The 20,571-nt window shown below is 54.6% G+C and carries 16 protein-coding genes; 14 read left to right on the forward strand and 2 right to left on the reverse strand.

Features of this window, described 5'->3' with window-relative positions; translation table 11 throughout:
• Positions 1–205 precede the first annotated feature (205 nt).
• The 5 genes from ACFCTO_RS11495 (at position 206) to ACFCTO_RS11515 (ending at position 6,640) form a co-directional block, all read left to right on the forward strand.
• Positions 206–1,378, forward strand: coding sequence for a tetratricopeptide repeat protein (locus ACFCTO_RS11495; protein ID WP_292300582.1), 1,173 nt, complete (start codon positions 206–208; stop codon positions 1,376–1,378).
• A gap of 102 nt (positions 1,379–1,480) precedes the next feature.
• Complete coding sequence (locus ACFCTO_RS11500) at positions 1,481–2,278, forward strand: alginate biosynthesis protein AlgP (RefSeq protein WP_292300584.1); 798 nt, start codon at positions 1,481–1,483, stop codon at positions 2,276–2,278.
• Between the two features lie 299 nt (positions 2,279–2,577).
• Positions 2,578–3,864 (forward strand): serine hydrolase domain-containing protein, encoded by a 1,287-nt coding sequence (locus ACFCTO_RS11505; protein ID WP_292300586.1) that lies wholly within the window; start codon positions 2,578–2,580, stop codon positions 3,862–3,864.
• Positions 3,865–3,918: 54 nt separating this feature from the next.
• Positions 3,919–5,121 (forward strand): alanine racemase, encoded by a 1,203-nt coding sequence (gene alr, locus ACFCTO_RS11510; protein ID WP_481325570.1) that lies wholly within the window; start codon positions 3,919–3,921, stop codon positions 5,119–5,121.
• A gap of 343 nt (positions 5,122–5,464) precedes the next feature.
• Entirely contained in the window at positions 5,465–6,640 is a 1,176-nt protein-coding gene (locus ACFCTO_RS11515) for a pyridoxal phosphate-dependent aminotransferase (protein ID WP_294024288.1), read from the forward strand.
• A gap of 148 nt (positions 6,641–6,788) precedes the next feature.
• Here the strand turns inward: ACFCTO_RS11515 and ACFCTO_RS11520 are convergent, their stop codons facing one another.
• Positions 6,789–8,339 (reverse strand): putative polysaccharide biosynthesis protein, encoded by a 1,551-nt coding sequence (locus ACFCTO_RS11520; RefSeq protein ID WP_292261292.1) that lies wholly within the window; start codon positions 8,337–8,339, stop codon positions 6,789–6,791.
• A 210-nt stretch (positions 8,340–8,549) separates the two neighbouring features.
• On the reverse strand, positions 8,550–10,370 hold the full coding sequence (gene ftsH, locus ACFCTO_RS11525; protein WP_499876929.1) for an ATP-dependent zinc metalloprotease FtsH: 1,821 nt from the start codon (positions 10,368–10,370) through the stop codon (positions 8,550–8,552).
• Positions 10,371–10,514: 144 nt separating this feature from the next.
• Here ftsH and ACFCTO_RS11530 point away from each other — a divergent pair, with 144 nt between their 5' ends.
• The 9 genes from ACFCTO_RS11530 to ACFCTO_RS11570 all read left to right on the forward strand — a co-directional run bounded on the left by ACFCTO_RS11530 (position 10,515) and on the right by ACFCTO_RS11570 (position 20,346).
• A complete protein-coding gene (locus ACFCTO_RS11530) occupies positions 10,515–12,380 on the forward strand; it encodes an ABC-F family ATP-binding cassette domain-containing protein (RefSeq protein WP_292261784.1) in 1,866 nt (621 codons plus the stop codon).
• Between the two features lie 194 nt (positions 12,381–12,574).
• Positions 12,575–14,032, forward strand: coding sequence for a [FeFe] hydrogenase, group A (locus ACFCTO_RS11535; RefSeq protein WP_292282330.1), 1,458 nt, complete (start codon positions 12,575–12,577; stop codon positions 14,030–14,032).
• Positions 14,033–14,515: 483 nt separating this feature from the next.
• Positions 14,516–15,883 (forward strand): S-layer homology domain-containing protein, encoded by a 1,368-nt coding sequence (locus ACFCTO_RS11540; protein ID WP_292300855.1) that lies wholly within the window; start codon positions 14,516–14,518, stop codon positions 15,881–15,883.
• 365 nt (positions 15,884–16,248) lie between these two features.
• Positions 16,249–17,415, forward strand: a complete 1,167-nt coding sequence (locus ACFCTO_RS11545) for an N-acetylmuramoyl-L-alanine amidase family protein (RefSeq protein WP_292300857.1) — start codon at positions 16,249–16,251, stop codon at positions 17,413–17,415.
• A 517-nt stretch (positions 17,416–17,932) separates the two neighbouring features.
• Positions 17,933–18,244, forward strand: coding sequence for a 50S ribosomal protein L21 (rplU, locus tag ACFCTO_RS11550; RefSeq protein ID WP_020311205.1), 312 nt, complete (start codon positions 17,933–17,935; stop codon positions 18,242–18,244).
• Positions 18,244–18,552: a ribosomal-processing cysteine protease Prp gene (locus ACFCTO_RS11555; protein ID WP_303149918.1), complete on the forward strand. Its 309-nt coding sequence runs from the start codon at positions 18,244–18,246 to the stop codon at positions 18,550–18,552. Before rplU ends, ACFCTO_RS11555 begins: the two co-directional genes overlap by 1 nt.
• A 19-nt stretch (positions 18,553–18,571) precedes the next feature.
• Complete coding sequence (rpmA, locus tag ACFCTO_RS11560; protein ID WP_020311207.1) at positions 18,572–18,856, forward strand: 50S ribosomal protein L27; 285 nt, start codon at positions 18,572–18,574, stop codon at positions 18,854–18,856.
• Positions 18,857–19,082: 226 nt separating this feature from the next.
• Entirely contained in the window at positions 19,083–19,481 is a 399-nt protein-coding gene (locus ACFCTO_RS11565) for a hypothetical protein (protein ID WP_020311208.1), read from the forward strand.
• A gap of 10 nt (positions 19,482–19,491) precedes the next feature.
• A complete protein-coding gene (locus tag ACFCTO_RS11570; protein WP_020311209.1) occupies positions 19,492–20,346 on the forward strand; it encodes a polysaccharide deacetylase family protein in 855 nt (284 codons plus the stop codon).
• Positions 20,347–20,571 lie beyond the last annotated feature (225 nt).

A 20,571-nucleotide genomic window follows, 5' to 3' on the forward strand; every position in this document is an offset into this window, starting at 1 on the left:
ATAATGAATTCATCGCGTAACTCCTTTGAGATGATGTGTTTTAGCAGATTCATTATACTTCAAAGTGTGGTTACGCGATATTTATTTGTTCAAAAAGTTGTAAACTGCTGTATACCATATTACTTTTTGTCTTTTGGCAGGAATTTGGCAGGGCTATGTCGAATTTTATAAGGTAAAGCAAAATTCGAGAGATAGGGGGATTCTTATGAACCGATTGAAACAGTGCATATTAGCCGGGCTGGTTTCCTGCTTTTTGGCCGTTCCCTGCCTGTCCCTGGCGGACGATGTGATCCTGGCGAAAGGCGATGGTCAAGGGGCCCTTGCTTTGCAGACCCACGGGGAAAGTGAACTCTTGCAGGCTGTCCGCGCCAAGGATTATGAGAAAGCCCTTCAGATCGTCAACGGCCAGATTGCAGAACATCCCGATGATGCCGATGCTTACGACCGCCGCAGCACGATTTACAGCATCCTCGGACGGAATGACGAAGCCCTGGCCGATTGCGATAAAGCCATTTCCCTGGAACCGGGCACGGCCTTCCATTATTTCAACCGCGGCGCCATTTACGAACAGCGCAAAGAATACCCGCTGGCCGTCAACGACTATACGAAGGCCCTGGCCTTGAGCCAGAAGGGCGATCCTTTGCAGGGACTGATGTATTTCAACCGGGCCCGGGCCTATACGGCCATCGAATCGTATGACAAGGCCCTGGATGACGTCAAACAGGGGGAAAAGCTGGCTCCGGCCTTTCCTCAGAACTATATCCTCGAAAGCCTGATCTATGATAAGAAGGGCGACAAGAAAATGGCCGACCTGAGCCGCCGTATCGGCGTCATGTATGAATTCATGCACCGCGGCGATTACTTCCTGGCCGGTTCCGTCGCCGAAGAAGCCGGACTATATGACCAGGCCCTGGCCCTGCTCAATGAAGCGGCGCAACGCCATCCCGACGACAGCCGGGTCTATTCCGAACGAGGCCTGGTCTACGCCCAGATGGGCCAGGACGAGTTGGCCATTGCCGACTTGACGAAAGCCCTGGCTTTGAAGGAAACGGCTATGGATTACAATAACCGCGGCGAATGTTACCGCCATTTGAAGCGCTTCGATTTGGCTAAAAAAGACTATGACCAATCGGTCCGCCTGGCCACGGATGACAGCGATAAATTGGCCGTCTACGACAGCCTGGGCCAGCTGGCCATGGACCAGGGCGATTATCCGCGGGCCGTACAGTATTTGACACAGGCTTTGGCAGTCAAGCCCTATGAAGATGGCTACAAGCTGCGCAGCCAGGTCTGGCGCAAATTAGGCGACACGAAGAAGGCCGACCAGGATGAGGCGGCAGCCCAGGAAATGGAACAGCGTCAGCTCCTGGGTTCGTAACAGGACTTTTTAAATTCCCCTGAATATGTTATAATTGAAACGCTGTTCGTGAAAATAACCGAATGTCATACACATAATTTCAGTATTTTAAGGGGGAATTCAATGAAGAAGTCTATCATCGCAATCCTGTTTCTTTGCTGTCTTATGGGAACTGTCACTGCTTCGGCAGCACAGGTCAAGGAATCGGAAACGGTATCTCCGGCCGTTGCCGTTATGGCACAGGTCCAGGAACAAGACAAAGCCAAGAAGAAAACGAACACTACCATAACGAATAATTCTGACAAAATCGGTGACCGCCTTCGGGATCGCGTCCATGCCCTGATTCCGGCCTCGGCTTTTGCCAATATTGATAATCCCGGTACGATTACGCCGGATACGGTCAAGTACCATTATGCTGAATCGCAGCACATGGCGACACCGGTTACGGCCTGGAACCGTCAGAAATATGAAGACCAATACCAATACCAGTATCAGCACGACTCCTATGATGCAGCTATTGCCGATGCCTACGCATACCGCCGTGATTTCGGCAAGAGCAACCTGCGCAAATGGAGCAGCACGGAAGGTATGGATACGCCGTGGGACAGCAACTGGACGACCGATACGGCCCACTTCCAGAGCTCGACCATCGCCTTCCTGGACCGGCTGAATACCGAAGCCCGTCAGGCTGGCATTTCCTTCGTCATCACCGGCGGTGCGGAAAGCGGCTACCATGCCAGCGGCATCTATTCCCATGAAAATGGCTATAAAGTCGACATCTCCGACGACGGCATCTATCAGGGCACCAAGGCTTATGAAGTCCTCATCAACGCCCTGTCGCCGTACAAGCATCAGATTACCCACGAATGGGACAAGAACCACTACGATATCACCATCTATCCGGAAAATTATAAGGGATAAGAAAAGTTTGTAGTTCGTGTTTCGTGAAAGCCGCCCCTAATAGGGGAGGTGGCCCGGAGGGCCGGAGAGGTTGACCTCTCAGTCAGCTGTGCTGACAGCTCTCCTAACAGGAGAGCCGGGCCGCCCAGCCTCTGCTGTCCGTTCCAGCAACCGTCTTGTGCCTTCTGTTGGTCGGCACCTGACGGGCTGGAAAGGCTTTAGGACGGCCCCTACGCACTAACTGCTAACCACTGACCACTAACCCCTAAAAGGCGCTGTCTTCATAGACAGCGCCTTTTCCACACCTGAAAGGAGCCATTATGAATCGAACTGACTGGGATGCTTATTTCGCCTCTCTTATTGGCGACACGGGGACCGGCGTGCCCGGTCTGGCCGTCCTGGCCTATGCCGATGGGCACGAGGTCTACCGTTTTGCCGCCGGCGTCCGCCGCGTGGACGGGGAGCGGTCCTGGCCGATGACGGCGGACAGCCGTTTCCGCATGGCGTCTGTCTCCAAGATGTTCACGGTCTTTACCCTCATGGAGCTCGCCGAAGCGGGGAAGCTGTCCCTGGACGACGATGTCAGCCAGTACCTGGGCTTTCGCCTGCGCCATCCGTCTTATCCCGACGTGCCCATTACGCTTCGTATGCTGGCTTCGCATACGTCGGGCCTGCGCGACGGCAGGGTCTACAGCATTCCGCCGTCGGTCCGTGTCCAGGCCTTCTTTACGCCAGGCAGCCCCTATTGGGAAGACGGCGCCCATTTCGCACCGGCCGGGCAGGCACCGGGTGTTTATTTTACTTATTGTAACCTCAATTACGGCCTCTTGGGGACGGTCATCGAAGCCGTGACGGGCCAGCGCTTCGATAGGTATCAGAAAGCGCATATCCTGGCCGCCCTGGACTGCCGAGCCGACTATGTGCCGGGCAATCTGGAAGCGGCTGAATTCGCCAAATTGGGGACGGTCTATCTCAAACGGGATAGTCAGGGCCGCTGGGATGAACAGGGCCCCTGGCAGGGGACTATCGACGATTTTGGCGGCGTCCAGCCGGAGCGCGAAACCCTGGCCTTGCAGAATCCCTATGCCCAGGACGTCTGCCAGTCTTACGACCTGGCAGCGTACCGGCCTGGGACCAATGCGACGATCTTTTCACCGCAAGGCGGCCTGCGCCTGTCTCTGGAGGAACTGGGCCACGTCCTGGCCATGATGATTCAGGGCGGCCGCTATCAGGACCGGCAGGTCCTGGCGCCGTCGTCGCTGCAGGCCATGTTCAGCCCTCAATGGGTCTATGACGGCCACAATGGCGATACGTGCGGCCAGACCCTGCTCACCTATGGCCTGAGCGAATTCTTCGTCGACGGCACGGGGCCGGCCCGCTGCTGCCGCACGAAGGCCGTCGATTTATGGGGTCACACGGGCCAGGCCTTTGGCCTCTTGTCGGGCCTCTTCGTCCGGCCCGGGACGGGCAGCGGCTTTGCCTACGTCATGAATGGCGAGGCCCTGGCCGAAGATGACGACCCGCGCAGTGCCGGCCGCTTCAGCCGCAATTATATTTGGGAAGAAAATGTCATGGACGGCCTGTGCCGATTGATTGACGGCCTATAAGGGCTGTGCTATGATTATGAAATATAGTAACATTCCAAATGGGAAGGCGAGATAATGATGAATGCATATGAAAGTACCATGAATTTTACACGCCGTGCCGTCTGGGCCCAGATCAACCTCGACGCAGCGGCTCATAATATGCGCCAGATACGCAAGCACGTCGGGCCGGATGTCAAAATCGCCGCCGTCGTCAAGGCCAATGCCTACGGCCACGGCAGTGTCGAACTGGCCAAGACCTTTGCCGAAAACGGCGCCGACTGCTTTGCCGTGTCCAGCCTGGACGAAGCCGTCGAGCTCCGCCGCTATGCGCATATCGACAACGAAATCTTCATCCTCGGCCATACCGACGCCCGGCGGACAGAAGAACTCCTGACGTATGACATCGAACCGGCTGTCTTCAACTTGAAGAACGCCGAATTCTTCTCCCAGGAAGCCCGGCGCCTGGGCAAGACACTGCGCGTCCATATCGCCGTCGATACGGGCATGAGCCGCGTCGGCTTCCAGGTCAATGAATTCAGCGTCTCTGAAATCAAGACCATCGCAGCCCTGCCGAATATCGAAATCCGCGGCATGTTCACCCATTTTGCCGTTTCCGACATGAAAGACAAGACGTTCACGCGCGAACAGTACGGCCATTTCCGCTGGATGTGCAAGCGCATGGAAGAAGAAGGCATCCACATCGCCCTGCGCCATTGCTGCAACAGTGCGGCCGTCCTGGAACTGCCCGAATACTACTGCGACATGGTCCGGCCGGGCATCATCATGTACGGCTGTGAACCGTCGCCGGAAATCGACATCAAGCCTTATGACCTGCGGCCCGTCATGTCCCTGCGCTGCTGCATCGCCCATGTCAAACTCATCGACGCCGGTGCGACCGTCAGCTATGGCCGCCATTATAAGGCTCCGTCGCGCCGGAAAATCGCGACCCTGCCCGTCGGCTATGCCGATGGTTATTCGCGCATCCTGTCGGGGAAAGTCGACGTCCTCTACCATGGGCACCGCGTCCCCCAGGTCGGCGCCATCTGCATGGACCAGTGCATGATCGACGTCAGCGGCGAAGCCAACGTCCACGCCGGTGACGAAGTCGTCCTCTTCGGCCGTCAGGGCGACAGCTTCATCCCCATCGAAGAAATCGCCGCAGTCTGTGGCACTATCAACTACGAAATCATGTGCAACATCTCGCGCCGCGTCCCCCGCGTCTACATGAAGAACGGCAAAGTCGTCGGCCGCGAAGAATACCTATTCGATAAACCGTAGGGATAGGCAGTTCGCCGCCAGCCGTTCGTAGGGGACGCCCAAAGGGCGGCCCGCCAGAGTCATCTGTCAGGCTGAAACGGACCGCTGTAGAGGGGCGAAAAAACGTTATCATTATCTGTAGGGGCTCGCACGTGGCGAGCCCGCAGGTATATGTAGGATACTTGTAAACCAGCTTTTGCGTGAACGGGCGCCCCACGTGGGCGCCCCTACAAGAAAAAAGGGCTTGTCGTTGTGCGACAAGCCCTTTTTTCCTCTTCCATGATTTTGTTGCAAGTGGTATACTGTATATAAGATATACGCATATATAAATGCAAAAACAATCATAAAAAGGCGGTGTGTTATTATGAATTGGAATGATAAAACGGCGGCCAACGTTAAGGCAATCAAACCCTCGGGTATCCGCAAGTTCTTCGATATTGCAGCCCAGGTCAAAGGGGTCTTGTCCCTGAGTATCGGCGAACCGGACTTTGCCGCACCGGACAAGGTACTGGCAGCCATGAAAGCCAGCCTCGATGCCAAGGAAACGAGTTATACCGGGAATTCAGGCATGATGGAGCTCCGTGAAGCCATTAGCCATCATTTTGAACAACGCTATGGTGTCCATTATGACCCTAAAGATGAAATCCTGGTCACTGTCGGCGTTTCCGAAGGCCTGGCCATGGCCCTCCTGGCCATTACCGAACCGGGCGATGAAGTCATCATCCCCGACCCGGCTTACGTTGCCTATCCGGCGTCTGTCGAACTGGCTGGCGGGACGCCGGTCTTCGTGCCGACCTATCCGGAACACGATTTCAAACTGACTGTCGAAGCTTTGGAAAAGGTCATTACGCCGAAGACGAAAGCCATTGTCATCGGCTATCCGAACAACCCGACGGGGACAGTCATGTCGGCAGAAGAATTGATGCCTATTGCCAAATTTGCCGAAGAACACGACCTTATCGTCTTGTCCGATGAAATCTACTGTGAACTCATGTACGGCGATGCCAAGTTCACGTCCTTCGCCAAATTGCCGGGCATGCGTGAACGGACGGTCATCTTCAACGGCTTTTCCAAGGCCTATGCCATGACGGGTATGCGTCTGGGCTACGTCTGCGCACCGCGGGAAGGCCTGGCACCGATTTTGAAGCTCCATCAGTACGCCATCATGTGTGCCAATACGACGGCCCAGGTCGGCGGCATTACGGCCCTCAAGGAATGTGACGACGACGTCGAAGCCATGCGTCAGGAATACGACCGCCGCCGCAAGGTCATCTACAAGGGCCTGTGCGACATGGGGCTGCCCGTCTTTGAACCGAAAGGCGCCTTCTACATCTTCCCGGACATCCGCTGCACGGGCATGACGTCGGCAGAATTCTGCGAAAAACTGGTTCAGGAAGAAAAAGTCGCCGTCGTCCCGGGCACGGCCTTTGGCGACCAGGGCGAAGGCTTCGTCCGCATCTCCTACGCCGCCAGCATGGACACCATCCAGGAAGCCCTGAAACGCATGGCCCGCTTCGTAGCGAAATATCGAAAGGACTGATATTTATTTGTAGGGTCGCCCACGTGGGGCGCCCGCTCACGCAAATCTCCAAAGCCCTAACGGGTCGCCCACGTGGCGACCCCTACAGTATAAAATAAATTTAAAACCTGCTAAAAAAACGCGCTGTCGCAAAGACAGCGCGTTTTTTCTAGAAAAATCGTCCGATAAGGGGCATTTTGGCTGCGTCTTCTTTGGTGACACCGCCGTTGAGGACCATGCAGCCGATGTAGATGGCCGACCCGACGATGCAGGTCAGGAAGAGGTCCAGGAAGAGTCCCAGGTAAGGGAAGAGGAAGGCGTACATGAAATACATGGCCACGCCCATGATGGCGGCAGAGACGATGTTTTTCATGACGACTTTGATGTCGATGACGTAACCGATTTTACGGTAAATGAAGAACATGTTGAGGACGGCAGCGACGCCGATGTCGGCCACTGTCGCATAGGAAGCCCCGGTGATGCCCAGGGTCGGGATGGCGACTAAGAACCAGTTGCACAGGACCTTGGCGACACAGGCGACAGCCATGTTGATGACCGGGATCTTCGGTTTCTTCAGGCCCTGAAGGATAGCCGTCGAAATCTGGTGCAGGCCCAAGAAGCAGATGGCGATGGCCACGGCCCGCGTGGCATCCGTAGCGGCCGGCGCGTTGTAGATGAAGGTGACAATCGGTTCGGCCATGACGTAGAGGATGACGCTGAAGGGAATGGTGACCAGGAAGGAGATGCGCATGGACGTCGCCGTCCGTTCGCGGATTTCATCGTATTCCTTCAAGGTGAAACTGTGGCTGATGGCCGGCACCAGGCTCATGGCCATGGCTGCCGTCAGGATCGTTGCCAGATTGATGAGCGGTACGGACATGCCCGTCAGGTAACCGAACAGCTCCGTGGCCTGATGGGTCGAATAACCGGCTACTTCCAGCCGCCGCGGTACGATGAGCAGGTCCAGGTTGGATACGACGGGGAGCATGATGCTCGACAGGGAAATGGGGATAGCCAGGATGACCAGGCGCTTGAGGATGTGCTTGATGCTTTCCTGCTCGAATGTCGGCCCGTCGACGGGGAGGGTCCGCTTCAACTTATAATAGTAATAGACCAGGACCAGCCAGGCTGCAAACCCACCGGCGCCGGCGCCGAGACTGGCACCGCCGGCGGCATAATCGAGGCCGTACGGCAGGAGGAGCGCGGCGAAGCCGAGCATGACGACGACGCGGACCAGCTGTTCAACGATCTGGGAAATAGCTGTCGGCGTCATTTGCTGCCAGCCCTGCAGATAGCCGCGGTAGCCGGCGATGATCGTCGTGAAGAAGATGGCCGGTGCCAGGGCGATGAGCGAATAATAGGCCCGGCTTTCGCGGATGATGTGTTCATCGATGAGGAAGCTGGAACCAAAGAACATGAGGATACTCAAAAAAAGTGCCGTCGTACAGAGCATGGACAAGGACACGTGGAAAATACGCTGGGCGCCGAAATAGTCCTGTTTGGCTACTTTTTCAGCTGTAATGATGGAAATTGCAATCGGCAGCCCGGCACTGGAAATATCGAGTGCCAGCAGGTAAATCGGGAAAGCCATCTGATAGATGCCGATGCCTTCACCGCCGAGAATACGGGACAAGATGATCCAGTTGATACTGCCAATGGCTTTGACGACAAAGCCCGACAAGGTCAGGATCAATGTGCCGGAGATAAACTTGTTTGCCATGATAACCCCTTAACTCTATAAAATTTTTACCAACATAACAACTAATTTTAGCACATTTGCCAAACCTTGTATATAGTGAAGTGTTAGCCGTTCGTGGGGGCCGTCCCAAAGGGGAGTCAGCCGCTAGCCACGTATTCGCCACTATTCATGGCGGGCGCCCCACGTGGCGCCCCTACGAGCCACGAACCACGAGCCGCGAACCACTAGCCACTAGTCACGACCTGCGGTCTGCGCTCTCAGGATATCCATGAATTCTTTGCCGGTAATCGTTTCTTTTTCGTAGAGGTATTTGGCCAGGGCATCCAGGGCCGGGCGATGGTCTTCGAGGATTTTCTTGGCCTTGGCGTGTTGTTCCTTGACGACAGAGACGACTTTGGCGTCGATGTATTTCTGCGTTTCCGGCGCGCAGGCCAGGGACGTATCGCCGCCGAGGTATTTATTGGTGACTGTTTCCATGGCGACCATGTCGAATTCGTCGGTCATGCCGTAACGGGTGATCATGGCCCGGGCCAGCTTGGTCACTTGTTCGATGTCGTTGGAAGCGCCTGTCGTGACCTGGTTGAAGACGACTTCTTCCGCAGCCCGGCCGCCGGTGAGGGTGGCAATCTTGTTTTCCAGTTCTTCCCGGGACAGGATGTATTTATCCTGCTGGTCGACCTGCATGGTGTAGCCCAGGGCGCCTGACGTGCGGGGGATGATGGTGATTTTCTGGACCGGTGCCGAATGGCTCTGGAGGGCAGCGACCAGGGCGTGGCCGATTTCGTGGTAGGCGACGGTCTTCTTTTCGTCATCCGACAAGATGGCGTTCTTCTTCTGGTAACCGGCGATGACGACTTCGATGCTTTTTTCCAGGTCGGCCTGGCTGACGGCGTCGCGGTGGTCGCGGACGGCGCGCAGGGCCGCTTCATTGACGATATTGGCCAGTTCGGCGCCGGAAGCCCCGGCGGCCATGCGGGCGATAGTGTGGAAGTCGACGTCGTCGCCGAGGGCGACTTTCTTGGCGTGGGCCTTGAGGATGGCTTCACGGCCAGCCAGGTCCGGCAGTTCGACAGGGACGCGGCGGTCGAAACGGCCTGGCCGCAGCAGGGCCGGGTCCAGCGATTCCGGCCGGTTCGTCGCGGCCAGGATGACGACGTTGTCATCGGCGTTGAAACCGTCCATTTCCGTCAGCAGCTGGTTCAGCGTCTGTTCCCGTTCGCTGTTGCCCATGGCATTGCCCGTGCGTTTCTGGCCGATGGCGTCGATTTCGTCGATGAAGATGATGCACGGCGCCTTCTGCTTGGCCTGCTGGAAGAGGTCGCGGACCTTGGAAGCGCCCATGCCGACGAACATTTCGACGAATTCCGACTCGGCAATGGGGAAGAAGGGCACACCGGCTTCACCGGCGACGGCCTTGGCCAGCATGGTCTTGCCTGTGCCCGGCGGGCCGACGAGGAGGACGCCTTTGGGCATCTTGGCCCCGATTTTGGCGTATTTATCAGGATGATGGAGAAAATCGACGATTTCCGACAGGTTTTCCTTGGCTTCGTCTTCACCGGCGACGTCATCGAAATGGATGCCGTTGGCCGACGGGACGTAGACCTTGACCTGGTTCTTGGCGCCGAACATGAGCGAATTGCCGCCGCCGCGGTTCATGAGCTTGCGGTTGAAATAGTAGCCGATGCCGAAGAAAATCAGGATCGGCAGGATCCAGGCGATGAGGAAGTCCGTAAAGGGCGAATCCTTTTCCTGGATGACTTCATTGAAGGAGACATTGGCCTTGTGCAGTCGTTCCGTCAGCTGCGGGTCGTTGACGACGCCTGTGCGGTATTCGTTGCCGTCCTTGTCCTTGAAGAGAATCTGGTTCTCTTCGATTTGGACGTCGGCGATCTTTTCGTCTTCCGTCATGTTCATGAACGTCCCGTAATCGACCTGTTTGACACTCTTCGAATCATAATAAGGCCGGGCGATGGCGTTGAACATGAAAATGACAGCCAAAGCGACGATATAATAGAATAAAATCGGTTTCTTCTTTTCTTTGACTTCTTTCACAATCCATCACATCCTTTTGGTAAAATAAGCTATACTTTTATTGTACACCCCTTGCGGGACCTGGCAAGAGGGGACTGTCTTGCATATTCCCGGTGGATGTGCTAGGGTAAAAGAAAATACACCAAGAAAGTGATGAAGCATATAATGAATATATTGACAGTAGAAAATGTAAAGAAATCCTATGGCCTGCGCGTCCTCTTCGACGACGTGACCTTTGCCATCGACGGCGGCCAGAAACTGGGCCTCATCGGCCTTAACGGCGCCGGCAAGACGACGCTCCTGAAAATCATTGCCGGCCTGACCGACACCGACAGCGGCACGATCTGGCGCAATCCCAAGGCGCGCATCCATTACCTGCCGCAGGAACCGCAGTTCGTGCCGGGCCATACGGTCTTGGAAAGCGTCCTCGACGGCGACCTGCCGGTCATGAAGCTCCTCCAGCGCTATGAAGAAGCGGTCCAGCGCGATGACGATGCAGCCGTCGTCGCCCTCAGTGCCGAAATGGACGAACAGCAGGCGTGGGAACTGGAAGCCCATGCCAAGATCATTCTCAGTAAGTTGGGCATTTCCAATTTTTCCCAGTCCGTCGACGAATTGTCCGGCGGCCAGCGCAAGCGCCTGGGACTGGCCCGGGCCCTGATCATGCCCTGCGACCTGCTCATCATGGACGAACCGACGAACCATCTCGACGACAAGACCATCATGTGGCTCGAAGAATACCTGCGCGACAGCAAGGCCGCCATCCTGCTCAGTACGCATGACCGCTATTTCCTGGACTGCGTTGCCGATTCCATGATCGAACTCGACCGGGGGCATGTCTATACTTATACTGGCAATTACGGCCAGTACCTGGAACAGCGCCAGGCCCGGCTCGAACGGGAAGAAGCGAGCGAAGCCAAGCGGCGCAACCTCATCCGCCGTGAAAAGGCCTGGATCCAGCGCGGCGCCCAGGCCCGGTCGACGAAGCAGAAAGCCCGTAAGGAACGGTATGAACAGCTCTGCGCCATCGAAGCGGGCAAACCCATCGGCGAAGTGGAAATGTTCGATACGTCCGTCCGCCTGGGTAAGACCATCATCGACATCGACGACATGGCCTTCGGCTACGACCCGGCCCATCCCTTGTTCCAGCACGTGACCTATCACGTCGTCAAGCACGACCGCATCGGCATCATCGGCGAGAACGGCGTCGGCAAGTCGACACTGCTCAAAGTCCTGGCCGGCCAGCTGGCGCCGACGGAAGGGACGGTCACTATCGGGCAGACCGTGCGCTTCGGCTTCTTTACCCAGCAGCTGCCCCAGTTCGACGAAGGCATGCGGGTCATCGACTACGTCCAGGAACACGGCCATTTCGTGACCAACCAGTTCGGCCAGCGCATTTCGGCGACGCGCCTGCTGGACCAGTTCCTGTTCACTGAAGAAATGCAGTATACCTACATTGCCAAGCTGAGCGGCGGCGAACGGCGGCGTCTGTACCTGCTGCGCCTGCTCATGGACCAGCCCAACGTCCTCCTCCTGGATGAACCGACGAACGACCTGGACATCCCGACCCTGACCGTCCTCGAACGCTACCTCGATACCTTCCAGGGCGTCGTCCTCGTCGTATCCCATGACCGCTACTTCCTGGACCGGGTGGTTGATAAACTTTTCACATTAGAAAAGGGGACATGGGACCGCTTTTACGGTGACTATAGTGAATACTTGGAAGAAAAATACAGCCATCACCAAGAAAAGAAAAGCGAAAAGCCCGTTTCACCTTCTATTACCAAAACGAATATTACGCCTACCAAAGCAAAAGCCGGCCTGACGTCGCGGCAGGAAGAAGAATTGCGGCGCATCACGGAAGAACTGCCGCGCTACGAAGCCATGCTCAAAGGCCTCAATGCGGCTATTGCCGCCGCCGGGAGCAATTACGAAGAAGTCGAATCCCTGCTGGCCGAGCAGAAGGAAACGCAGGATAAAGTCGATACGCTGACCGAAAGATGGTGTGAGTTAGAAGACTTAAAATCATAGATTACGGCGATTTTTCTTAAATATTACAAAAAAGCATAGAAATTATGGAAAAATAGGCAGATGAATTACACAAAAGTAATGGAAATCCATGCCACTTTGTATTATCCTATAGGTAATGAAGTTTGTGATAAAATGTTACATAGTTACTGATTTTCAAACTTACTGAATTTCTGACCGAAAAGGAGTATCTGCATATGCCTGAATTTCATTCCCGTTTTGAAAAAATTGACCGTCGTGTTCCCATTGATGAACACAACTGTGCCGTTCAATTTGATGTGACGAAGTGTAAGAACTGCACCTTATGTCGCCGGGCTTGTGCCGACACACAGACTGTGTTGGACTACTATTCCCTGTCCAGTACAGGCGACATGCCCATCTGCGTTCACTGCGGCCAGTGTTCGTCTGCCTGCCCCTTTGGTGCCATCGTCGAAGTCAACGATGTCGACAAGGTCAAGGCAGCCTTGAAAGACCCTGAAAAGATCGTCATCTTCCAGACCGCTCCGGCTGTCCGCGTCGGCCTGGGCGAAGCCTTCGGCATGGACCCCGGTACCTTTGTCGAAGGGAAGATGGTCGCTGCCCTGCGTACGCTCGGTGCGGACTATGTCTTCGATACCGATTTCGGCGCCGACCTGACCATCATGGAAGAAGCGACGGAACTCCTGCACCGCCTGCAGTCCGAAGAAATTCCTATCCCGCAGTTCACCAGCTGCTGCCCGGCCTGGGTCGAATTTGCCGAAACCTTCTACCCCGACCTGCTCCAGCATCTGTCGTCGACCAAGAGTCCTATCAGCATCCTCAGCCCGGTCATCAAGACCTATTTCGCCCAGCAGAAGAACATCGACCCCAAGAAGATCGTCAATGTCTGCGTCACGCCGTGCACGGCCAAGAAAGCGGAAATCCGCCGTCCTGAACTGAGCGCAGCCGGCCTCTTCTGGGATGAACCGGAAATCCGCGATACGGATATCTGCATTACGACGCGTGAACTGGCTCAGTGGATCCAGGACGAAAACATCGATTTCGCCAACCTCGAAGACGGCCAGTTCGACAAGGCCTTTGGCGAAGCTTCCGGCGGCGGCCGTATCTTCGGCAACTCCGGCGGCGTCATGGAAGCGGCTATCCGCACGGCTTACCACATGTTCACGGGTCGTCCGGCACCGAAGGACTTCATCCCCTTTGAACCGGTCCGCGGCCTGCAGGGCGTCAAGAAGGCAACGGTCATCTTCGGCCACTTTGTCCTTCACGTCGCTGCCATCAGCGGCCTGGGCAACGCCCGCGCCTTCATCGACGACCTCATCAAGAACGACTCCTTTGAAGATTATTCCTTCATCGAAGTCATGGCCTGCCCCGGTGGCTGCATCGGCGGCGGCGGCCAGCCGAAAGTCAAACTGCCGCAGGTCAAGAAAGTCCAGGAAGCCCGGACGGCATCGATTTATAAGAGCGACGAAGAAACGGACGTCAAAGCCAGCTGGCAGAACCCGGAAATCGAAGAACTTTACGAAGCCTTCCTCGACGAACCGCTGTCGGAAATGGCCGAATTCACCTTGCACACCTACTTCTCCGACAAGAGCGACCAGCTGGGCCGCATGAAGAACCTCACGCCCCAGACCAACCCCATGTCGCCGAAGTATAAACCCCCGACAACAGAAGAATAGGCGGCCTAAAGGGCGCCTTTGTAGGGGCCGTCCCAAAGGGCGGCCCGTTGTGGGAATCCCGCATGCCCTATTAATAGGAGGGGTGGCCCAAAGGGCCGGAGAGGTTGAATTTCTTAGTAAAAGCCTGCGTAGGGGTCGCCACGTGGGCGACCCGTTAGGGATTTGGATGTTTTTTTAGCAAACTAGTCAGGAAATCTACATATTTCATAGTGGGCGCCCCACGTGGCGCCCCTACAGAAAAGGACCTGTCGTATAAAAGACAGGTCCTTTTTTTGCTCCCAAACAAGATATTGACAATTAATATCATAAAATGTATAATGACTATGTACTCATTGGAACAAGCCATGTGATAAATGGGACAATGTGGGCAAAACCTTTATGTAATGCGAGAGGAAACTAGGCACACTCGACCGCAGCGGATAGGGGGACGCCTTCATCGTGTCATGCTTCCAGGCTTTCACACAGAGAAAGAAGGTCATATTGATGAAAAAGAAAATCGTTACATCCTTAGCCGCTATGATGGCTGTCGGCGCAGCCTGCGCTTTTGCAGCCAACCCCTTCGTCGACGTACCGAGTGACAGCTGGGCTTATAAATCCGTCGTCGAACTCGCTGACGCCGGCATCATCCAGGGCGTAGACGGCTCTTATTTCCAGGGCGAACGCAACATCACACGTTACGAAGCCGCTGAAATGGTCGCCAAAGCCATGGCTCACATGGACAAAGCGTCCGTTGAACAGCGCGCCCTCATCAACAAATTGGCTGATGAATATGCTGACGAACTGAACAACCTCGGCGTCCGCGTCAGTGCCCTGGAAAACCGCGTGGGCAACGTAAAACTCAGCGGTGATGCCCGTATCCGTTTCCAGCACCAGAGCGCTGGTGAATCGAATGGGCAGACTGGAGCAGGGTATAAGAATGATTCTTCCTGGGATTACCGCGTCCGCGTCCGGGCCAATGCCAAGGTCAATGACCGCACGACCGTAACCTACGGCATCAGCACGGATGACATCAACTTCGCCGATAACGGCGCTGCCAGCGATAACGGCAACATCTTCACGGACGATGCCAAAGTCGACTACAACTTCGGCGGCGACCATTGGAACCTCAGCGTCGGCCGTACCGATACGTACGTCCTGGGCGGTGAAAACGCCTACGGCTTCCAGTATGGCGACGTCTTCGACCGGGCTGAATTGAAATACACCAACGACCACTTCGCAGCTACGGCTGGTTATGGTAAATTCAAAGCCGGTGACATTGCAGGTACCTATGATGACGATGGTAACCTTACGATGGACGGTGTCAAGACAGGCTATGGCGAATTGGAAGGCTTCTTCGGCGGCGGCCGGGCAGCTGGTTCGGCTGTCGGCGTCTACTACAATGACTTCACCGTAGCTGGCGGCGAAGGCAGCGAAAAATATGGCGACGGCTTCCGCGCTGACGACCTCTGGGGCGCTTATGCCAGCCTCAACTTCGGCAAATGGAACGCCCTGGCTAACTATGAAAAAATCAACAGCAACAACAGCTACCTCGATGCAGGCGATACGAAAGATCCGGAAGTATGGATCGGCAAATTGACCTATGGCTCGGCTGACAGCGATGCCCGCGGCTCCTGGGATGCCTGGGTCGAATACATCAACTCCGACAAGGGCGCGCTCCTCGGTGGTGCGACCAACTCCTGGCGCGATGACAGCGTCCTGGATAACGTCAAATCCTGGGGCGTCGGCATCGACTACACCCTGGCCAAGAACGTCATCCTCACGGCAGCCCAGACCTTTGGCACTCAGACCAAACACGGCAATGCCGCTGACCCTGACGAATTCACCGACGTAGAAATCAACTTCTTGTTCTAAAAAAGGCTCGCCTCATAGGAGAGCTGGCCGCCGAAGGCGGTCTGAGAGGTTGTCTTATCTGAGAGGTTGTTTTATAGGGAATGTTTCATGAGGGTATCTGCCATCATGAAACATTCCTTTTTCGCTAACTGCTAACCCCTAGCCATGAGCCACTAGATAAAAATGATCGCCGATTTTTTATATTATGTTTTGTAGGGGCTCGCGCGTGGCGAGCCCACCGGGTACATGTGAAATACTTGTGAACCGGATTTGCGTGAACGGGCGCCCCACGTGGTCGCCCCTACAGAAAATGATTGCCAATTCCGCCCGAATCGTTGTATAATAAATAGGTTGAAACAGTTTAGGATCGTAAAGGAGAAGATACTGTGTTGAAAAAATTGTGGATCCTTCCGCTTATGCTGCTCGTCTTCCTGATACCGATGGTATCGGCCCAGGCAGCGGCTAAGCCGGAAATTACCAATGTGCGGACGGCAACGCGAACAGATGCCAACACGCCTTTTGTTCGGACCGTCCTCGATGTCAGCGGTAAGGCCAATCCCAAGCTATACATCGATAACTCCGGCGAGTATGTTTTCGTCACTTTGCCTAACACAGGGATTGGTAAGAATGTGGCTAAGAGCTATAAGCCCAACAGCAACGTCATTTCCCGTGTCACCTTATCGTCTCGCTCGTCGAGTACGGACGTGACCATCAAGGTCCCGCGGGCCGTCACCAAGAATGACGTCAAAGTCTTTACCCTTCCCGGGGCAACAGGCAGTAAAGTATCGAGCCGTGTCGTCATCGACATCAACGATAAATCGGGCAAGCTCAAGCAGTGGAGCCATTGGGGCGATACCAATATCGGTATCAAAGGGGCGACCAAGCCAGCCCAGAGCTGGAAACCGTCGTCTACCAAGCAGCCGGCAACCAATGTCCCGGCCTATAGCAGCAGCAAGACCTACAGCCTGACCAAGGGCCTCCAGGGCAAGACCATTGCCATCGACCCCGGCCACGGCGGTTCGGACTCCGGCGCTGTCGGAACGTATTCCAAGGAAAAGGACATTACTCTGGCCATTTCCAAGAAAGTCGCATCCCTGCTCAGTGCAGCTGGTGCCAATGTCATCATGACCCGCACGACTGACGTCGATGTCTACGCACCGTATGATGGCGCTGTCGAAGAACTGCAGGCCCGCTGCAATATCGCCAATGCAGCCAAAGCCGACGTCTTCGTCTGCATCCACATCGATTCCTTCGATTCCCCGTCAGCAGGCGGCGTTACGGCTTATTACAACAGTAAGACCCCGTATGACTACGGTCTGGCCAACTACATCCACCTTCAGAACATGAAGGCGACGAACTTCGCCGACCGCGGCGTCAAGACGGCCAACTTCTACGTCCTCTTGCACACCAACATGCCGGCAACCTTGCTGGAATTGGGCTTCATCTCCAACCCGAACGAAGAAAAAGCCCTCAACTCCGATGCCCAGCAGCAGAACTTTGCCGAAAGCATCGTCAAAGGCCTGGCCGACTACTTCAACCATAACGGGAATTAAGAGAAAAGTTTGTAGTTCAGAGTTTGTAGTAAAAAAGCGTTGTCCATAAGGACAGCGCTTTTTTTTCGAAATCGTGAAGTGAACGCAGTTCGCCGGCGGCCGGTCGCAGATCGCCGCGGTCCTGCGGACCGCAAAAAATGCACGGCCCATGGCCTTGTGCGTAGGGGCTCGCACGTGGCGAGCCCGCTAGGGAGATTTCATCACAGCCCATGCTGGTATAATGGTGAGGGTTTACGGACTACGAGCCGAGGGTCACTCGAGGCGATGTCGTTCTTCTGAATCTGTTGCCGCGTAGCGGCATTTGAATCCGAGGCGGCCTGCGACCTGCGAACTGCGGGGCCGCCAGGCCCCACGAACCACTAGCCACTAGCCACTAAAAACTTGACATCACTCCTTGTTTATGGTATATTAGGGAAGTCGTAGCATAAGTGGCTATGGATAAGCCGCGTGGAGAGGCTCACAAGTTCCCGTAAGGGACGCCGTATTCAGCGAGTATATTGATGAGGAGGTGTCACTCATGTACGCTATTATCAAAACAGGTGGAAAACAGTATCGTGTCCAGGAAGGCGACAACATTTTCGTCGAAAAACTGAATGCCGATGTTGATTCCAACGTAGTATTCGACCAGGTATTGGCAGTCGTTAACGACGGTGATGTTAAAGTAGGTACTCCCGTTGTTGAAGGCGCTAAAGTAACTGCAAAAGTATTGGCTCAGGGCAAAGAAAAGAAAGTCCTCGTTTTCAAATACAAAGCAAAATCCAACTACCGTCGTCGTCAGGGCCATCGTCAGCCGTTCACGAAAGTTACAATCGAAAAGATTGAAGGCTAATGATTACCATTACGATGCATCGCGATAAGAAAGACCGCTACACGGGTTTTACCATAAAAGGCCATGCCGATTATGACGAAGCCGGCAGCGATATCGTCTGTGCCGCCGTATCGGCATTGTCGCAGACAGCCTTGTTGGGTCTCATGCAGTACGCTTCGCATGACGTACCGTATGAAGTAAACGATGGCTTCTTATCCGTCCAGGTCCCCAACCCCTGTGAAGCCTCACAGATTATCTTAGGGACTATGGTAGCAGGTTTGGAACAAATTGTACGGCAGTATGGAGAATACGTCGTACTCGACTCATAGACGTCAGGAGGTGGACGGAATGTTCAATTTCAACTTACAGCTTTTCGCTCATAAAAAAGGGACAGGCTCCACGCGTAACGGCCGTGATAGCGAATCCAAACGCCTTGGTGTAAAATGCCATGACGGCGTCATCGTTAAAGCCGGCAACATCATCGTTCGCCAGCGTGGTACGCACTTCCATCCGGGCACGAACGTAGGCATCGGCAAAGATGATACGTTGTTCGCTACGGCTGCAGGTAAAGTTGCTTTCGAACGCGCTGGTAAATACAACCGCAAAGTTAGCGTATACCCTGTAGAAGCATAACCAGTTTATAGTATAAAACTTGTAGGGGTCGCCCGTGGGCGACCCGTTAGGGATTTGGATGACTCTTTTCCCGGAGCGGGCGCCCCACGTGGCGCCCCTACAGAAAAAAGGCTGTCTTGATGAGACAGCCTTTTTTTTATGCCAAAAAACACTTGTCGTCTTCTCAAAATCCTGTATAATAGAGGATGTATGTACTTTGATTAAACTCAAGCGGAGGTGTTACGCCATGCGCGTTAGTGTCAATGGAGAAAACCGTGAGCTCCATGTCTATGACCGGTCTACAGGCGTCGATTATGCCAAACAGATCCTCTGTTCCCAGGAACAGCTGGTCACGGACATGTACGGCGAGTTCGTCCTGACCGAAGAAGAATACAACCACTGGACCGAACTGCTGGCCATCCAGCAGGAATCGGAAGACCTGCTCTTTGAACTGAAAGACGTCCTGGTCAAGCAGGAACTGGATGATTACATGTATGAAGAAACAAAATACATGACGACGACCATCGAAACGATCCATATGGAAAATATCTGTATCAAAGAGCTGAAAGAAGCCCTGGAAAAAGGCGATGAAAAATGGCTGACTGAGAACCATTTCATCAAGACCCTGAAAAACGTAACAAAATAAAGGAAGTCTTATGTTGAAGAAAATATGCTCGTGGATCATCGGCGTCATTCTCACCGTCCTGGTCCTCCTTATCGGTATCTTTGCTTTTTGGTATTTCGGGTCGACGAACTATCACCTGACAGGCGTCCCGGTCCTGAACTACCATCAGGTCAATAATAAATTCAACACCGTGCTGACCATGAAGCCGGCTAACTTTGACGAACAGATGAAATATCTGCACGACAACGATTACCATTCCATTACGCTGGAACAGTTCGATGCCTACATGCGCGGCGAAGGCGACCTGCCCGACCGGCCAGTCCTCATCACCTTTGATGACGGCTACGTCGACAACTATGAAAACGCCTATCCCATCCTGAAGAAATACCACATGCGCGGCACCATATTCCTGATTATCAACCTCATGAATACGCCGGGCTACCTGACCTGGGACCAGGTCAAGGAAATGTCCGCCGACGGCATGGAATTCGGGTCCCACACCATCAGCCATAAGCCCCTGACCAGCTTTGACCGGGCCGGCGTGCGTCACGAACTGCAGGATTCCAAAGACATCATCGAAAAGATGACAGGGAAACCGTGCCACTTCATCGCCTTCCCGGAAGGCAAATATAACGATATGGTCATGGAAGAAACGCGGGGAGCCGGCTACCGCTACGCTTTCACCGTAGAAACAGGCCGCGACTTCCCCTGGGACGACCCGTATGACCTGGACCGCGTCCCCATGTTTGAAGGCCCTATCAGCTTCAAACACTTCCGGTTCCGCCTGACCTTCAGCGCCTTCAGCGCGCTCCTGTGGAAGACCCATAAATACTTTGAACACATAGAAATGACCAAAGATTTGGCCCAACATATCCCGCAGCCATGAATACAAGGGACCTCGCACGAAAGCTTCTGCCATCGTGCGAGGTCTTTTTGTTTTATAGTTTGCAGCACAAAGTCTGTAGGGGCTCGCACGTGGCGAGCCCGCTAGAGAGATTCGATTGGTGCTAGCATATAAATAGGACAAGTCAAACTGAGGTTTTCCATAAAGTGATACAATAAAAGTATATATAGGGGGCCTTAGTATGACGAAGTTCAACAAACAATTCAA

The sequence above is a fragment of the Megasphaera indica genome (assembly GCF_046614755.1).
GTDB lineage: Bacteria > Bacillota > Negativicutes > Veillonellales > Megasphaeraceae > Megasphaera > Megasphaera intestinihominis.

What these genes read in the sequence shown, in the direction of transcription:
- ACFCTO_RS11505 (WP_292300586.1), top strand. Translation starts at nt 2,578, where the DNA reads ATGAATCGAACTGACTGGGATGCTTATTTCGCCTCTCTTATTGGCGAC.
- ACFCTO_RS11500 (WP_292300584.1), top strand. Translation starts at nt 1,481, where the DNA reads ATGAAGAAGTCTATCATCGCAATCCTGTTTCTTTGCTGTCTTATGGGA.
- ACFCTO_RS11540 (WP_292300855.1), top strand. Translation starts at nt 14,516, where the DNA reads ATGAAAAAGAAAATCGTTACATCCTTAGCCGCTATGATGGCTGTCGGC.
- ACFCTO_RS11530 (WP_292261784.1), top strand. Translation starts at nt 10,515, where the DNA reads ATGAATATATTGACAGTAGAAAATGTAAAGAAATCCTATGGCCTGCGC.
- ACFCTO_RS11570 (WP_020311209.1), top strand. Translation starts at nt 19,492, where the DNA reads ATGTTGAAGAAAATATGCTCGTGGATCATCGGCGTCATTCTCACCGTC.
- ACFCTO_RS11565 (WP_020311208.1), top strand. Translation starts at nt 19,083, where the DNA reads ATGCGCGTTAGTGTCAATGGAGAAAACCGTGAGCTCCATGTCTATGAC.
- alr (WP_481325570.1), top strand. Translation starts at nt 3,919, where the DNA reads ATGATGAATGCATATGAAAGTACCATGAATTTTACACGCCGTGCCGTC.
- ACFCTO_RS11535 (WP_292282330.1), top strand. Translation starts at nt 12,575, where the DNA reads ATGCCTGAATTTCATTCCCGTTTTGAAAAAATTGACCGTCGTGTTCCC.
- rplU (WP_020311205.1), top strand. Translation starts at nt 17,933, where the DNA reads ATGTACGCTATTATCAAAACAGGTGGAAAACAGTATCGTGTCCAGGAA.
- rpmA (WP_020311207.1), top strand. Translation starts at nt 18,572, where the DNA reads ATGTTCAATTTCAACTTACAGCTTTTCGCTCATAAAAAAGGGACAGGC.
- ACFCTO_RS11515 (WP_294024288.1), top strand. Translation starts at nt 5,465, where the DNA reads ATGAATTGGAATGATAAAACGGCGGCCAACGTTAAGGCAATCAAACCC.
- ACFCTO_RS11520 (WP_292261292.1), bottom strand. Translation starts at nt 8,339, where the DNA reads ATGGCAAACAAGTTTATCTCCGGCACATTGATCCTGACCTTGTCGGGC.
- ACFCTO_RS11555 (WP_303149918.1), top strand. Translation starts at nt 18,244, where the DNA reads ATGATTACCATTACGATGCATCGCGATAAGAAAGACCGCTACACGGGT.
- ACFCTO_RS11495 (WP_292300582.1), top strand. Translation starts at nt 206, where the DNA reads ATGAACCGATTGAAACAGTGCATATTAGCCGGGCTGGTTTCCTGCTTT.